This is a genomic window from Lacrimispora sanguinis, from assembly GCF_044987295.1.
In the GTDB taxonomy this organism is placed as follows: domain Bacteria; phylum Bacillota; class Clostridia; order Lachnospirales; family Lachnospiraceae; genus Lacrimispora; species Lacrimispora celerecrescens_B.
Genome location: NZ_CP173277.1, coordinates 3,848,251 through 3,864,195, shown reverse-complemented (window position 1 = coordinate 3,864,195; position 15,945 = coordinate 3,848,251). Strand labels below are relative to the sequence as shown.

Sequence of the window (15,945 nt, the reverse complement as noted above, 5' to 3'; positions counted from 1 at the left end):
TTCTGTTATATCCCTTTCATGAACTTAGACGGTGATTTCAAGGTGTACTTCTTAAATACCGCACAAAAATGCTTATAATCCGTAAACCCAGTTGCATCAGAAACCTCACCGATCCGGTATTGTCCGGTATTTAACAGAACAATGGCCTGGGAAATCCGGTATTTATTTAAGAAGTCCAAAAAGGTCTGCCCGGTCACCTCTTTGAATTTCCGGCTTAAATAGCTGGCGCTGACCCCCAGCATATCCGATATGGATTCCACGCTCAGCTTATCCCCATACCCTGACTTAATCTCCTGGATCGCTTTTGAAACATATTTATTTTCAGAAAGGTCCAGCTGCATATAGTATTCCAGATTCATGATCCCTGCGTCTGATTCCGCCTGTTCCATTACATACTCCACCTGGCGGCTGTTCGCAATTTCCTCACCCAGCCTTTTCATAAGGACTGCGAGCTTCTCTTCATCCACCGGCTTTAGTAAGTACTCACTGACCCCGGCGGATATGGCCCTTCTTGCATATTCAAATTCCGCATAGCTTGTCAGAAGTATGCTTTTAAACTTCACGCTCTTAGAGGCTTCCTTTATCATCTCAATCCCGTCCATAAACGGCATGCAGATGTCTGCAAGAACTACGTCAGGCTTATTCTCAAGAATCTTTGAAAGCCCCTCCTGTCCATTTGCCGCCTCCGCCACCACTACGCAGTCCATACCCATCCAATCCATGGTATAAATAAGCCCCTTGCGGATAATATCCTCATCTTCCGCTATCATCACCCGTAACATTATAATTCCTCCCTTTGTGCCGGAAGGGTCACTACCAGCGTTGTGCCAAGCCCTTCTGCACTGCGTATCTCCACTCCATAAGGCCTTCCGTAAAGGATCCTGCACCGTCTGTGAATGTTATAAAGCCCGGAATGCCGTTTGTTGTTTTCTTCCTGCTCCAATAGAGCCTGAATGTCACTTAAAACCCCTGGAGTCATTCCTATCCCGTCATCCCTGCAGATCATGATCAGCCGGTCTTCGTGAATATAGGCCTTAAGCTCCACCCTTAAATTTTCCTGGTTTCCAAACCCGTATTTGACTGAATTTTCGATCATGGGCTGCAGTACCAGCCTGGGGATCCGGCAGGACAGTACCTCTTCTTCCACGTCAATCACATAGGAAAACCGTCGGTTAAACCGGTATTTTAAGATCGTTAAATAATTCTCCAGGTGCTCTAAATCCTCCTCCAGGGTAACCTCCGTCCTGCTGCCATCCAGACTGTAACGCAGCAGGTTAGACAGACTGAACACCATCTTCCCGGCTGTCTCCGGCTGTATAATGCACATATACCGGATATTTTCCAGAGTATTAAACAAGAAATGCGGATTAAACTGGGATTCCAGCTGCTTATTCTGAGAAGCAGCCACCAGCTCCGTCATCTTTCTGTTATTCTCCATCTGCAGCTTTAAGCTGGCAATGGTTTCCCGGTAGGCATCGGCTATGATCCGGAATTCATTTTCACTTTCTATCTCGATGGAAGCGTCTAAATTCCCATCTCTAGCCTTTTCCATGACATGAAGGAGGAGGTAAAAGTCCCTGGTCTTCCGTTCCGTCACCTTCTTTGTACTGATCAGTACCCATATGGTCATCAATACAAGAGCCGTTATGATGAGAGCGCTGCTAAGCCCCAGGGAAAACACGATATTCTGGATATCCGTAACAGAATAGATAAAAAACATGTTATGGTATGCCCGATGAACAGATATGAGAAACATCTTTTTTTCATAAGGCAGATACCTGCCTGCCGTCTCAAGCACCTTTAACACCTGGCTGCTGCTGCTCACCAGATAATTATTGCTGCTTAAATAAACCCAGCCAAACCGGTCTGCAATGATGGTTTGGCTTTCTGACCGGTCAAGCGCCGGCTTAAACTGGCTGCTGTTAATGGTAAAGATTAAGTATCCCGCCTTTTTATCTCCCCGTATCACTGCCATGCCCATGGCAATATCCCGGTCAGGACTTTTCCAGGCTTCCATTAAGCGAACTCTGGTCTCCCCCGGATTCTCATCCATGGCTCCAAACAATCCCCAGCGGAGGTCCTCCCTGTCTGATAAGTAATCCGGGATATCCTTTCTAGTGGATAACAGCACCCGCTTCTCACCGTCAAAAACATACAGATCAGCCTTATATCCCAACTGGTCGGACATCGCGTAAAATTGCTCAAACACGGTCATCCGTCCGGCTGCGCCGGAATCCCTGTCAAAAAGCAGGTCAGAATCCGAAAGCTCATCAAGCTTCTCCTCATACCCTGTAAGAACTTTTTCCAGTTCCTCCGCCACGAAAGCATTGTGGGACTCATTCCCGCTTTTTTTCCCATAGAGCAGGACCGCAAGAAAGACCAAGGTACAGATCAGGGTAAAACCTACTGCCGGAATGATGGCATATCCCATGATCAGGCGGCGCAGCTCATCTTTGAAATATCGTCCCTTTTTCATGCTCCCTCCCTATTCTAATTCAGGGTGCTTTGAAAAACCTCTGAAAAGTGTCTCAGCCATTCCATCTTGTTCTCCTTTACCACGCCTTCCTCATCATAAATGATATGGATCGCCTGTTTATCCAGCAGATACTCCGGTTCATTTACATCCGTCCTTACGGAACGCCTTCCAAGACTTTCAGAAATAACTGTCTGGGCATCCTTACCCGTCACAAAATCAACAAATTGCTCAGCTGATCCCATATGGCCGGAACCCTTGATGATACATACTACATCCGGTTTGGAAATGACTCCCTCTTTCATATACACCACACTGACCGGATATCCGGAAGCTATGTAGTGAGCTGCCCCCTCTTCAAAGGTAAGCCCTACCGTATAACGTCCCTCGGCCACTCCCTGATATACCTCGGAGGAGCTTTGAAGAAGCTTTCCATCCAAGTTTTTACAAAAAGCTTCCACATAATCCCAGCCAGCCTCCGGTTCTCCTCCTCCCATGGCGTAAAGCATATTGATCAGATGCTCAAACGCAGAGGATGAGGTGGCAGGATCACACATGGCAATCTTTCCGAAAAGCTCAGGTTTTAGAAGGTCCTCATATCCTTCTATGGAAATATCTCCGACCAGATTGATGTTCACCATGAGAAGGCTTGGAACATCGGTAAACCGGGTCATGTTTCCTTCCTTATTCATGTAATCTTCCTGGATCATGGATTCATTTTTACTGATATAAGGCTCAAATAGCTCGCTTTTGGCCATAGTGGTAGACAGGGAGCCACCCCAGAAAATATCGCATCTGGGTTCCTTCCTGTCCTCCACCATGTTTAGCAGTTCTCCCGTCCCTCCCGTGCATACCTCCACCTTAATCCCTGTCTGTTCCTCGAATTCCGAAACAATGGGATTAATAAATTCCAGCGGATGAGGACAGTACACAACCAGTTCCTCATCCTTGTGAAACTCTGCGGGCACCATCCGGGAACTGCGGTCGCAGCCTGCCAGACAGACTATGCACAATAGAGCCGCAGCACGTAAGGTCCAGCTTTTCATCGTCCCTGTTTCCTGCCCTTCAAACTTATTATTATTATTCTAACACAGTGCTACAGGATGTAAACACCCTTTGGATCAAAATCCAGATAAGCTTTTTCACCCACTTCATAAATTCTCCGGTTGACCGGATTATAATCCGTAATCTGGATTTCCATATCGCCCACCATGATCTGATAGTACTGATAAGACCCCATGAAGGTGGATAAAGTGACCAGTCCCTCTAAAATCCCCTGCTCAGCCAGGATCGCTCCCTCCGGCCTGATCACCAAAGTCGCCTCTTCTCCGGTATGGGCACCCGCAAAATTGTTTACCTGGAACTCCTTACCTGCCACCGAGATCATTGCCTTTTCTCCTTCTTCCGACAAAACCTTTGCCTTTAAGAAGTTGGCTTCTCCAATAAAATCAGCTACAAATTTAGAAGCGGGATGATAATAGATCTCTCTGGGGCTTCCAATCTGCTCCACCTTACCTTTGCTCATAATGATGATCTTATCGGAAATACTCATGGCTTCTGACTGGTCGTGGGTTACATAGATCGCCGTAATTCCGACTTTCTGCTGAATCTTTCGGATCTCAGTTCTCATAGTCACCCTCAGCTTTGCATCTAAGTTGCTTAAAGGCTCGTCAAAAAGCAGGACTCCCGGTTCAATGACCAGGGCTCTGGCTAATGCCACACGCTGCTGCTGTCCGCCGGAAAGCTGGTTTGTCATACGGGTCTCCATCCCTTCCATTTCCACCAGCTTTAATATATTCATGACCCGTTCCCTGATCTCATCCTTTGGAACCTTCCGGATCTTAAGACCATAGGCCACGTTGTCAAACACGTTATAATGAGGCAGAAGGGCATAGCTCTGGAACACCATGGCCGTATCCCTTTTATTGGGAGTCAAATGGTTGATTGCCTCTCCTCCCAGATAAATTTCCCCTTCATCCGGGCTTTCAAAGCCCGCAATCATACGAAGGGTAGTCGTCTTGCCGCAGCCTGACGGACCCAACAGGGTAACAAAGGTTCCCGGCTCAATATCCAGAGAGGTGTCCTTTACTGCATAAAACTCTTTACCTGTCTTTGGATCCATGTATATCTTTGAAATGCGTTCCAACCGAACGCCTTTTTTCTGTTTTTCCATGTTATATTCCTCCTTAAACTTAATCCTGGACTTCCTTCACGACTCTGCTGACACCGAAGAACTTCATCATAGCATTCATGATGAGAACCGCACCATAAGTAATGAGAATCAATACGGTTGCATAAGCACAGGCCACACCGTAATTTCCCTTTTCCGCCTGTTCATTGATCTGGCAGGTGATTAACAGAAAATCTGGCGTCACCAGCAGGATAATGGCGGAAATAGCGGTAATGCTGCGAACAAAGGCGGTTACCAGACCGCTGAAAAAAGAATCCTTAATAAGAGGAAGGGTCACGGACATAAACACCCTGGCAGAATTGGCTCCCATGTCATAAGCAGATTCCTCTATGGACTTATCAATCTGGCGCAGGGCAGATATCCCGCTTCTGGTACCGGTGGGAAGGCTCCGGACGATAAATACAATGATCAGAATAAGCCCTGTCCCATAAAGGCCGCTCATAAATCCGGAACGGAACAATCCGTTTGCGTACCCCCGGATATATCCAATACCAAGAACCGTTCCCGGAACAGCCATGGCCAGCATGGAAACAAATTCAATAAAGCCCTTTGCCTTAAACCGCTTCTTAACCACAAGATAAGAAATGACCATGGAAAGAAATGCCGTGAGAGGCGCAGCGATTAAGGACAGCACGAAGGAGTCCTTAAATGCCTTGATTCCACTGGTTTTAAACATATATTGAAACCACTTGAGGCTTAAGCTGTAGTCCCTTCCCCAGAGAGTAAACAGTGCGCCAAAGGGAACCATGATGTACATCAGCAGGACAAAAGCCGCTACAATGCCGCAGAAGCAAGTCAAAGGGACAGTCACACTCTTATCCTCAATAAGCATTCTCATGCGGGAAGCCTTTCCCGTCAAAGTAGCTGCAGTTTTCTTTTCCAGATAATACTTCTGTATCAGGAACAACACAACCGTCAGGGACAGCAGAACAACTGACATGGCTGCCGCACCCGTGGAGTCATAAGCACCTGTCACCTGTAAGTAAATGGTGGTAGCCAAAGTATCATAAGACCCGCCGATCAGCATGGGATTGGCAAAATCCGCCACAGATTCAATAAAGGTCACCAGAAACGCATTGCCAAGTCCCGGTAGCAAAAGTGGAAACGTAACACTGGAAAACACCTTCCACCTGGTGGCCCCCATATCCCTGGTGGCCTCCTCAAGAGAAGGATCTATATTTTTTAAAAGCCCTTTTAGCATTAAGTAGCATACCGGAAAAAAGGTCAGAGTCTGGACAATGGCAATTCCCTTAAGCCCATAGACATTAGAATCATATATGTGAAGCAGGGACCTGCTGATCAGGCCGCTCCTTCCAAAAAGCATGATCATGGACAAAGACAGAACAAATGGTGGGGATACCACAGGAAGCATGGAAACAAGCCCGAAGAGCTTCTCCAAAACCTTAGTTTTCAGCTTCACATATACCTCGACATAAGCAAACAGCAAACCGATGGCCGTAGAAGCGGTCCCCGTGATAAATCCAAGAACCAGTGTATTTTTAAAAGCATTCTGGAACCGTTCCAGATTTAAAACCCTCCGAAACACATCAAATGTAACAGAACCCTCCGCATAAAAACTGTCTATCAACAGCATAAACAGGGGATAAAGAATAAACAGCGCAAGAAAAATAAGTAAAACTGCAATCATGCTGACCAAAATCGGGTCAGAAAAGAATTTTTTGCGCTCCAGCCGGTTACTCTGCAAGCTGGCCATAATACTCCTCCTTTCGTCATTCCAGGCAGGAGTCCTAACTCCAATGATGAAAAAATGCTGCGTAATGGCCTTTTACGCATTACGCAGCATGTTCCTTCATACAGCCGGACGTTTATTTCCTGCCTCCTGTCTCCTTACTGTGTCAGGAAACGGTCAGCATCTGCCTTGTCTGCAGAGCTTCCCAAGGCTTCAAAGAAATCTTCCACATATTTCGCACTGTTTTCTTTTGCATCTTCAAAATCATAATCAATGGTATTATTCATATCCAGGCCAAAGCGTACAGCCTCTTCCGGCTGTGTTGCGTTCTTTAAAACCAGGAACTGATAAGCGCCGTTTTCCTTAGCAAGATCAACACACTCTGGTGACAGGGCATACTCGATCCACAGCTTCGCTGCATTTGGATGGGTAGCACCCTTAAAGATCGCAGTTGCTCCTACCTCAAAGGAGGTTCCGTCCTCAGGAACAATCAGCTGAATGTTGTCATATCCCTGAAGGATCTGGTAAATTCCGTCATGAAGGAAACCGACTCCAATGACACATTCTCCAGGTCCAACCATCTTAGATGGGCCGGAACCTGATTTTGTATACTGTGCAATGTTCTTGTCCAGCTTTTTAAAATATTCCATGGCGGCATCATGGCCCTTCATCTGTACCATGGTATTGATAACCAGTTTCGCGGTGCCTGCTGTATTGGGGTTGGAAAGCATGATAAGTCCCTTATACTCTTCTTTCGTTAAATCATCCCAAGTTTTAGGAGCCTCTAAACCAAGTCTCTTTAATTCTTCTGTGTTCACCATGAAGCCCAGAATTCCCTTATAAATACCATACCAGCTATTTGTAGGATCCTTATACTGGTCTCCTATAAGATTCTTGGCATTCATCGCATCATAAGGCATTAAAATTCCTGCTGCAACCGCTTCGTTATAGGGGTCAGTCGTTCCGCCAAACCAAACATCAGCAGAAGGCTTTCCTCCCTCCTCAGAAACCTTGGTATAAACCTCTGAGGTTGAAAGTCTTTGGAACTTTGTCTTGATGCCGTAAGTCTTTTCAAAATACTGGCATACCGCAGCCAAATGCTCCTCTTCGCAGGAACCATATACAGTTAATTCCCCTTCTGCCTGGGCTGCCTTAATCAGTTCAGATAAATCCCCATCTTCCCCTGATTCCTTTTTCTCTTCCCCCGCAGCAGCCGTTGTCTCGGCAGCTGTCGTCTGCGCCTCCGCTGCAGACTCTGCCTTTGTAGCCGCCGCCTCCTGTTTGGAACCACATGCGGTCAGACTGAGAGCCGCTGTAAGCGCCAGCAAAAATGCCGTTCTTTTTTTCATAATAGATATCCCTCCTTTTTTTCTGTTACTTTATAATAACAGAAATATCCCGAAGCAGATACCGAGAAATCAGTAATAATGTCGTGATTTTTGAACTTATCCAAACCTTTTTTAGTAAAAATACACACTAATTCTCTATTTTAACAATCTTCCTTCCAATGCTAAAAACTGATCCAGGATCATCCGGCTGACCCTGGCCCCGAACACGGTAGCCGGGTGAGCCGGATAATACATGGCATCAGAAAATTCCTTATGAAACATGACGATGGCATAAGGCCCATAGGGCGTAAACACCAGGCCTCCGTCATTTCTGCAGGCATCCATGCTTCCGCTTTTAGAGGCAACGGAAATTAAGATGTCATCCGTATTATCGCTGTCCATGTAAAATGGAGGAAAATCCTTAGTAATCATACTGTTATAATGCTGCTTTTTTAAGATTTCCAGCATCATTTCATCCGCCCTCGGACTGATTAGTTCCCCCTTTGCCAGCCTGATAAAAATACTGGCATAATCTCTCGGTGTACTGGTCCCAAGTCTGTCATACTGCTCAAAGTGTATGGGATTGTGCAGCACCGTATCCCTGCATCCAAGGGCTTTGATGCATTGGTTAATCTTTTCCAGTCCAAGATAGTCTATCATCATATTCGTTGCAATATTATCACTGACAATGATCATAAAGGTTGCCGCATCCTTTACCCTGAGCTTTGCTCCCGGCTCCAGGGCTGCGAGCACACCGCTTCCATCTACCGCATGTTCTACCCTGTACTCAATGATATCTTCAAGGCTTTTGTTTCCCTTTTCCACCTCATCAAACAGACATGCCAGTATATAGGTCTTTATGGAACTTGCAGTCTCAAATGCTTCATCTGCGTGAATAGCAATGACATTACCATGGAAATCATCCAGATAGATTCCCATTTTCCCGTCATAGCTCTTGATCTCCGCTTCAATTCTTTTCTCTAATGTAAGTCTGGAATCCATTTTTATCCGACCCTTTCTCTTAACTTATTGAATAATTTATCCGACCGTGCCAAAAATACTCCCCGACGCATACCAGCTTTCCGCAAGATCCGCCCGATAGTCCTCTGCCTGAGGATTTAAGCTATTAATCACAACACCACCGCTGTCAATTTTTCCTGTAGAATGGATGTAAGAACCATTTCCCATATACATGGCGATATGTCCCGGGAAATACATCAGATCCCCTGGAAGCATTTCATCCTTTGGAATTTCATGTACCGGAAATCCCGGTTCTATCCTGGCATCCCGGTAAATGAGGATTCCGTTTAAAAGATAACTTTCCGAAGTGAGCCCGGAACAGTCGATGCCTGCTGTAGATCTTCCTCCCCAACGATACTGGGTCCCCAAATACTGCTTTGCAGTCTCTACCACCGACTTACGGAAATGTGCTTCATCCACAATTTCCTTTTGCGGAAGCTCTCCCGTCCACAGCCCGGACTGTGAAAATTCCTTTTTCCTTAAAAACTGGTTTCTCATATAGCCCACTCGCCCATCCAAAAGCTCCACCCTGGCCCAGCCTTCGTTTTCTGAATCAAAGGAAAGTACCTTAATAAGAGAACCACGGAAAAGGCTTAATAGGCGCACTCCCTGAACCTTTGGAAGAGAAAGAATGTCCACATAGATTCCATCTGTAACCATAAGCTCGCTCTCTTCCCAGCATTTCAGCTCATCCAGACTCACCAGTTCTATTTCTTCCTTCCTGATAAAACCGGAATAGCCGTAAAATGTACGCACCGGATAAAATCCCGGCTCGTTTGGCCCGGTTATCGCAAGCCCCATTCCATACAGCCCTTCATCTGAAATGGCCGACACTATTTCACCAAGGCTGTTCTCTTTTATCTCCGACCAGCCTTCCCAAATAGTAGCGACCGGTATCTTTACAATTCCATAAGATTCCATCGTCATCTCCTCCTGTTCTTCCTTCTATATTCCTTCCGGCACTTTTTATACCGCTTCATGACAGTACAAACGGTTTCCCCATTTTGTGCAAACCGCCAGGCACTGTATTTTTCATTATTATATGGTCAGATATGTGGAATGTCAATAAAACCAAAAAATTAAAAAACCCCTTCCCGTAACAGGCAGCTTTTATCACTCGGGCAGTCTGTCACAGGAGGAGTATATTATATTTTCTAAAGATTCCATCAATGATCCGTTATACTAAAAACTCATTCTTATACTCACTCAATCCTTATACAGTTTTTTATATTCTTCCGCTTCCTTCCGGTTTGCCAGCACGTAATGCTCTGGCCTTATCTCCCTCCAGGAAGCCTTTTCCCACGAATAATCGTGAACAGAAGGATCATAAACCAAAAGCTTTTTCTCCTTTTCATGCTTCGGATCCGGCATGGGTATTGCAGAAAGCAGCGCCCTTGTATAGGGATGAAGAGCATGGGTGATCAGTTCCTCCGTTTCCGCCATTTCCACTATTTCACCTTTGCGGATCACTGCGATCCGGTCCGTGATAAATCTCATGACAGATAAGTCGTGGGCAATAAAAAGATAGGTGATCTGCCGTTTCTTCTTCATATCTCCAAGGAGATTTAGCACCTGAGCCCGGACCGACACATCAAGAGCAGAAATCGGTTCATCGGCAATGATAAAATCCGGGTTCATAATTAGGGATCTGGCAATCCCGATTCTCTGTCTCTGACCTCCGGAAAACTCATGGGGGAAACGGCTTGCAAATTCCGGAAGAAGCCCCACATCAAGAAGGGCCTGGTCTACCCGCTTTTTCCGTTCCTTTTCCCCTAATCCTTTTTCCATATTCATCAGCCCTTCGCTGATGATATAATCCACCTTGGCCCTTTCATTTAAGGAAGCCTGGGGATCCTGAAAGATCATCTGTATTTCCTTAATAACCTTCCGGTCCAGCTCCGCTGAGATTCTCCCATTGATCTTATCGCCTTTATAAAGAATATCTCCTCCGCAGCTTGGAACGATCCTCATGATCGCCCGGCCAATGGTGGTTTTCCCTGATCCGGACTCTCCCACCAGCCCAAAGGTTTCTCCTTTGTATATTTTAAAGTTTACCTTTTTTACCGCTTCATATTTCTTTCTGCGCTCTCCAAAGGTCACATCCAAATCCCTTACATCTAACAGCACTTCACGTTCCATCAAAGCAGCCCTCCATTCCTGATTTTGCTGACCACAGGCGGCGGATCCACCTTAGGTGCCCTGGGATCTAACAGCCAGGTCTTCGCCTTATGAGTAGGCGATACCTCAAAATAAGGAGGTCTTTTTAAAAAATCGATTTTAAGAGCCTGAGGATTACGGGGAGCAAATGCATCTCCCTTTATCTCCGCATAAAGATTAGGAGGTGTGCCTGGAATAGAAAACAAATCCGTCCCCTTTACCCCAACCTGAGGCAGGGAAGAAAGCAAAGCCCAGGTATAAGGATGCCTTGCATCATAAAAAATATCTTCACAGGTGCCAATTTCCACAATATCTCCGGCGTACATAACCGCCACCCTGTCTGCGATGTTGGCCACCACCCCTAAGTCATGGGTGATCAGAATTACTGAAAGCCTGTATTTATGCCGCAGTTCCTTAATCAGATCCAGAATCTGGGCCTGTATGGTAACATCAAGAGCTGTGGTCGGTTCATCACAAATAAGGATCTGCGGATTGCAGGCAATGGCAATGGCGATCACCACCCGTTGGCGCATTCCCCCGGAAAATTCGTGAGGATACTGATCAAACCTTTTTTCCGGATCCTGAATTCCCACATCCATTAAATATTTAAGCGTTCGTTTCTTTGCTTCTGAATGCCCCACCTTCTGATGAAGCAGCACTGCTTCCATGATCTGAACCCCAATGGTTTTTAAGGGGCTTAAGCTGGTCATGGGATCCTGCATGATCATCGCAATCTCATGCCCCCGTATCTTAAGCCAGTCTTTCTCCCTCTTTACGGCGGTTAATTCAACGTTCTCCCGGTCATCTGCCCCGGAATAAACTGCACTTCCGCCATCCACATACCCATTTCTCTCCAAAAGACCCATAAAGGATTTGGTAAAAACAGACTTTCCGCTGCCCGATTCCCCTACAATAGCCAGAATCTCCCCCTTATATAAATCCAGAGAAATCCCCCGAATGGCATGGAGGGTTTTTCCCCTTAATTCAAATTTGATGTCCAGATCGTTTACCTCTAAAATCTTTTCCTGGTTCATACTGTCTCTCCTTACATGTGATTCTTAGGATCAGCGGCATCCGAAAAGGCATTGCCGATGATATAAAACGATATGGTGACAAAGGAAAGGATGATTGTCGGGTAAACCAGCTGATAGCGCAATGCAGGGGTAGTGATCAAAGCCCGTCCTTCGTTGATCAGATTGCCAAGACTTGGAATATTCACCGGTAATCCCAAGCCAATGTATGTAATAAACACTTCGTTTCCGATAGCAGCCGGAATGGTTAAAGCCATGCGCAGCATGATCACCGACACCAGATAAGGAAGCAGGTTTTTTATAATGATCCTACTGACAGGTGTTCCCAGACAACGGCTTGCAACATTATAATCCCTGTCCCGGATAATAAGGATCTGATTCCTGATAAATCTGGCCATCTGAATCCAGCCGGTCAGGCACATAGCGAACACCAGAGTCTTTACACTGGGTTTTAAAATATAAGAGATCAGGATCAGAACAATGGTATTCGGTATATTGTCAATGATATTGTAAATTTCCGTGAGAATGAAATCCGCCTTTCTCACATATCCCCAGATCACACCCACGGTTATGCCAATGACCGCCTCAGCCAGGGCCACAGACAAGCCGATGATCAAAGAAGTTCTGGTACCCGCCCAGATCCTTGCCCATAAATCCTGTCCAATGGAATTTGTTCCCAGAATAAAGTCTTTTCCCGGCGGAACGTTACGAAACTGCATCCCCTTTGCATCATTGATGATCATATTGGGATCATACTGCCCCGGCAGATAGGGCTGGATAAATGTAAACGCCAGGAGAAGAATCAAAAATACCAAAAGAACAAAAGCTCCCCGGTTCTTTAAAAAGGCTCGGAAGGTACTGTACCAGTAAGAATAATTGCTGTATCCTGTTTTCTCCGCTTCCCTTTCATTAAAGCCCGCAAAGGAAAACAACTCCCCTTCCTCCATCGATTCCATAAATTCCGCTTCTTTTGTATGACGATAAGAAAACTGCTTCATCATCTGTCACCTTCTTTCTTTCCCAGACTAATTCTGGGATCCAGCAATACCATAAGAAGGTCGCCCAGTAAAAGTCCCAGAACACCTACGCAGGCATAGAGCAGGACAATGCCCTGAACCATGGTATTATCATGCTTTTTAATCACCGTTACAAGAAGCCCTCCCATTCCCGGGATGCTATACAGGGATTCAATATAAATGGATCCGATCACTGTATTTAAAAATGCAGTAGGAATGTATTGAGCCAAAGGAACAAAAGCATTGCGGAAAATATGTTTAAACATGACTCCGCCCTCTGACATCCCCTTTGCCTTAGCTAACTTCACATAATCCTTATTGCTTTCATCCACCATATACCGTCTCAGCCACATGCCATAAAAGGCTATATTTCCAAGGGACATGGATAGAACCGGAAGAACCCAGTATTTCGGATCATTGATTTGGAATAACAATCCCACCCCCATCAGCTTAGTGCCGTAGAGCTGGATATACAGAAAATAAACAGCAGCAGGAACTGCCTGGATACAGACAATGAAAAGAGTTCCGATCTTATCGAACCACCTGTATTTATACCGCGCCATCAAAGCCCCCATGGGAAGCCCCACAAGAAGAGAGAGTGCCATAGACCAGACCCCCAGTTTCACAGAAATAGGGACCTTATCCTTTAAAATATCAGACACAGGGACGTTGGAACGATAGATCCTGGATACGCCCAAATCTCCGTGAAGAAGGTCTTTAAAGAAACGGATCACCTGGACCGGCAGAGGATCTGTAAGCCCCATCTCCTTTAACCCTACCTGGATCTGCTGAGGCGTCATTTTATCAAAGTTCTGGAAATATCCCTCGATGGGCATCAGACGCAGCAGACAGAACACCGCGGTTAGAATGATGATCAGTGTAAGAAATGAACGTGCGATTCGTTTACCTAAATACTTTAACATCTGTTTCTCGGCTCCTTTGTGTTTTCTTTTAAAAATACCCTCGGAAGAAGACGTAGCTCCGGCACATCCTTTTCAGACGGTATTTTTCCGCCGGACCATAAGCTTTACAGCCAATGGTCCGGCGTATATACCTGCCGTTTTATTTTGCGTTCGCTTCCCTGTTAGCCTTAAACTCATCCATGGATACGTAATGGTCCTGAAGATGCTGGCCTTTATATCTGAGATTTGATACGCCAAAGGGTGCGTACTGGCCTTCAAATACATCCAGCTTGCTGGCTACATATTTGCTGACAGAAATGCTGAAAGGCAGTACAAATGCATGATTTACCAGGCTCGCTTCCGCCTTGGCAAATGCCTCATAACGGGCATTGATATCCACCTTAATGTCCTTGGCCGCCTCTACCAGAGTAAAGTACTCCACCGCCGCATCGGCGGAAGGGGTTCCCTCTTCAATGGCTTTTGCAATATTTCCATACTTATATCCAAGGTCGTATCCATCTTCACCCTTTACCTGGTAGAATGGATCAGTCCAGGTTTCCGGATCTGCGTAATCAGCTCCCCAGTTACATTTCATCAATGCAAACTTGCCGCTTCGACGCACTTCCGTTAAGAATCCATCCGCAGGGCCTGCTTCTACAATGATGTCAATGAAGTCCGTACCAAGAAGGCTTTCCATCTGCTGCTCCACCACCTGGCATTCCTTATCCCAGTTGACTTCGGAAGGGTTATAGGGCATCAGCACTTTTACTGGGAAGGTAACACCCTCAGCCGTAAGCTCCGCCTTTGCCAGGTCACGGTATTCCTTTGCCTTTGTCTCGTTAAAGGTCTGCCCAAGGGATGCCATATCACCCACTGTGGTGTAATCCGTTCCGTCCGCATTGAATGTAAAGTTGGCCGGTGTAATGGAATTGATTACAAAATCATCAGGAGCTGCAGGCTCCAGAACCGCCACTTCTTTTGTCTTGTTTAAGCCTGCAAATAATGCCTTACGGAAATTTTCATTATTCACCGCTTTTCTCCAGTTATCCGGCTCATACTGGGCATCGAACTGAGGATTAAAGTTAAAGCTGTAGAAATAGGAATAGCTGGTTCTCGGCCTTTCACGGCTAATCAAATTCTTGGTATCCTCGCTGTTCATCATGTTATCCAGAATGTCAGAGGAAATCTCCGCATAATCAATTTCCCCGCGCTTTATCATTTCTGGCCCGATGGTATTGTATTCCGCATTATAGATCTCTTGGATCTCATTTATGTAAACTATATCCGCATCATAATTTGCAGGATTCTTTTTGAATACATGCTTCTCCTGAGGAGAAAACTCCTCCAAATAAAACGCACCGTTATAGTACATCTTATCTGCACCCGTACCGAAATCTTTACCAAGTTCAGCAAGCTGCGGGCCATAAGCCGGCATATATACTACGTAGGCCAGAGAAGAAAGGAAATACGGAACTTCCTTCTCCAGAGTGTAAGTAAGGGTATGTTCATCAACTGCCTTTACACCTACTTCTGAATAATCAATCGACTCCCATACCTTTCCGTCCTTATCTGCTCCGCCGTTATATACCAGTCCATTATAATATTTCTCTGCATTGGCAATAACTCCAAAAAGATTCTGAACATTAGCACTTTCATACTCAGGAGTCAGCTCATACTTCATGGCATCAACAAAATCCTGGGCAGTCACATCCGCCACTTCCGCTCCGGTGTTATCCACCCATTTCGCCTCCCGCAGCTTAAAGGTCCATGTCAGTGTGGCATCGTCATAGCTCCATTCCGTTGCAAGCCCCGGTTTAATCTGCCCTTTGTTATCGTATTCAATCAGGGTATCCACACAGTTGGCCCCTATCTTGTTATCATTTTCTGATGATGCCGTGAGATAATTCAGTGTAGTAGCCTCAGAACCATAGAGCTTTGTATACACAGCCGGTGTTCCGCTCTCCGCCGTGCCGGTTTCATTACCTGCAGCCTGGGAACCATTACCTGCCGCCTTATTCCCGCCGCAGCCGCTTAATGCTGTAGAAGCAGCCAGAACCGCGCATAGTGCCGCAGCCATCAGTCTTCCTTTTTTCATAATTTCTCCTCCATTTTCCTAATATTTCTAACCCAAACGGGA

The 15,945-nt window shown here is 45.9% G+C and carries 13 protein-coding genes; all 13 read right to left on the bottom strand.

Translation table 11 applies throughout. The features are described from left to right. Positions 1–5: 5 nt before the first annotated feature. Positions 6–782 (bottom strand): response regulator, encoded by a 777-nt coding sequence (locus tag ACHZES_RS17945; RefSeq protein WP_038277738.1) that lies wholly within the window; start codon positions 780–782, stop codon positions 6–8. Beyond that, positions 782–2,476, bottom strand: a complete 1,695-nt coding sequence (locus ACHZES_RS17940) for a sensor histidine kinase (protein WP_395549083.1) — start codon at positions 2,474–2,476, stop codon at positions 782–784. The genes ACHZES_RS17945 and ACHZES_RS17940 overlap by 1 nt, the downstream gene beginning before the upstream one ends. A gap of 14 nt (positions 2,477–2,490) precedes the next feature. After that, positions 2,491–3,519, bottom strand: a complete 1,029-nt coding sequence (locus ACHZES_RS17935) for an ABC transporter substrate-binding protein (protein ID WP_395549084.1) — start codon at positions 3,517–3,519, stop codon at positions 2,491–2,493. Between the two features lie 50 nt (positions 3,520–3,569). After that, entirely contained in the window at positions 3,570–4,646 is a 1,077-nt protein-coding gene (locus tag ACHZES_RS17930; RefSeq protein ID WP_154525585.1) for an ABC transporter ATP-binding protein, read from the bottom strand. Between the two features lie 19 nt (positions 4,647–4,665). Continuing rightward, positions 4,666–6,378, bottom strand: coding sequence for an ABC transporter permease (locus ACHZES_RS17925; RefSeq protein ID WP_395549085.1), 1,713 nt, complete (start codon positions 6,376–6,378; stop codon positions 4,666–4,668). Positions 6,379–6,512: 134 nt separating this feature from the next. After that, positions 6,513–7,703: an ABC transporter substrate-binding protein gene (locus tag ACHZES_RS17920; protein ID WP_038277730.1), complete on the bottom strand. Its 1,191-nt coding sequence runs from the start codon at positions 7,701–7,703 to the stop codon at positions 6,513–6,515. 135 nt (positions 7,704–7,838) lie between these two features. Next, positions 7,839–8,684, bottom strand: a complete 846-nt coding sequence (locus ACHZES_RS17915) for a serine hydrolase (protein ID WP_395549086.1) — start codon at positions 8,682–8,684, stop codon at positions 7,839–7,841. Positions 8,685–8,720: 36 nt separating this feature from the next. Next, a complete protein-coding gene (locus ACHZES_RS17910; RefSeq protein WP_395549087.1) occupies positions 8,721–9,623 on the bottom strand; it encodes an NlpC/P60 family protein in 903 nt (300 codons plus the stop codon). 285 nt (positions 9,624–9,908) lie between these two features. Next, positions 9,909–10,841 carry an ATP-binding cassette domain-containing protein gene (locus tag ACHZES_RS17905; protein WP_038277726.1) on the bottom strand — a complete coding sequence of 311 codons (933 nt, stop codon included), beginning with the start codon at positions 10,839–10,841 and terminating at the stop codon, positions 9,909–9,911. After that, a complete protein-coding gene (locus ACHZES_RS17900; protein WP_395549088.1) occupies positions 10,841–11,893 on the bottom strand; it encodes an ABC transporter ATP-binding protein in 1,053 nt (350 codons plus the stop codon). Before ACHZES_RS17900 ends, ACHZES_RS17905 begins: the two co-directional genes overlap by 1 nt. A gap of 11 nt (positions 11,894–11,904) precedes the next feature. Next, positions 11,905–12,891, bottom strand: coding sequence for an ABC transporter permease (locus ACHZES_RS17895; protein WP_395549089.1), 987 nt, complete (start codon positions 12,889–12,891; stop codon positions 11,905–11,907). Beyond that, positions 12,888–13,829: an ABC transporter permease gene (locus ACHZES_RS17890; protein WP_395549090.1), complete on the bottom strand. Its 942-nt coding sequence runs from the start codon at positions 13,827–13,829 to the stop codon at positions 12,888–12,890. Before ACHZES_RS17890 ends, ACHZES_RS17895 begins: the two co-directional genes overlap by 4 nt. Positions 13,830–13,968: 139 nt before the next feature. Next, complete coding sequence (locus tag ACHZES_RS17885) at positions 13,969–15,903, bottom strand: peptide ABC transporter substrate-binding protein (protein ID WP_395549091.1); 1,935 nt, start codon at positions 15,901–15,903, stop codon at positions 13,969–13,971. Between the last annotated feature and the right edge of the window lie 42 nt (positions 15,904–15,945).

Excerpts from the sequence above, each read along its gene's own strand:
- ACHZES_RS17940 (WP_395549083.1), bottom strand. The coding sequence starts at position 2,476 with ATGAAAAAGGGACGATATTTCAAAGATGAGCTGCGCCGCCTGATCATG.
- ACHZES_RS17920 (WP_038277730.1), bottom strand. The coding sequence starts at position 7,703 with ATGAAAAAAAGAACGGCATTTTTGCTGGCGCTTACAGCGGCTCTCAGT.
- ACHZES_RS17935 (WP_395549084.1), bottom strand. The coding sequence starts at position 3,519 with ATGAAAAGCTGGACCTTACGTGCTGCGGCTCTATTGTGCATAGTCTGT.
- ACHZES_RS17915 (WP_395549086.1), bottom strand. The coding sequence starts at position 8,684 with ATGGATTCCAGACTTACATTAGAGAAAAGAATTGAAGCGGAGATCAAG.
- ACHZES_RS17945 (WP_038277738.1), bottom strand. The coding sequence starts at position 782 with ATGTTACGGGTGATGATAGCGGAAGATGAGGATATTATCCGCAAGGGG.
- ACHZES_RS17925 (WP_395549085.1), bottom strand. The coding sequence starts at position 6,378 with ATGGCCAGCTTGCAGAGTAACCGGCTGGAGCGCAAAAAATTCTTTTCT.
- ACHZES_RS17895 (WP_395549089.1), bottom strand. The coding sequence starts at position 12,891 with ATGATGAAGCAGTTTTCTTATCGTCATACAAAAGAAGCGGAATTTATG.
- ACHZES_RS17885 (WP_395549091.1), bottom strand. The coding sequence starts at position 15,903 with ATGAAAAAAGGAAGACTGATGGCTGCGGCACTATGCGCGGTTCTGGCT.
- ACHZES_RS17910 (WP_395549087.1), bottom strand. The coding sequence starts at position 9,623 with ATGGAATCTTATGGAATTGTAAAGATACCGGTCGCTACTATTTGGGAA.
- ACHZES_RS17905 (WP_038277726.1), bottom strand. The coding sequence starts at position 10,841 with ATGGAACGTGAAGTGCTGTTAGATGTAAGGGATTTGGATGTGACCTTT.
- ACHZES_RS17900 (WP_395549088.1), bottom strand. The coding sequence starts at position 11,893 with ATGAACCAGGAAAAGATTTTAGAGGTAAACGATCTGGACATCAAATTT.
- ACHZES_RS17890 (WP_395549090.1), bottom strand. The coding sequence starts at position 13,829 with ATGTTAAAGTATTTAGGTAAACGAATCGCACGTTCATTTCTTACACTG.
- ACHZES_RS17930 (WP_154525585.1), bottom strand. The coding sequence starts at position 4,646 with ATGGAAAAACAGAAAAAAGGCGTTCGGTTGGAACGCATTTCAAAGATA.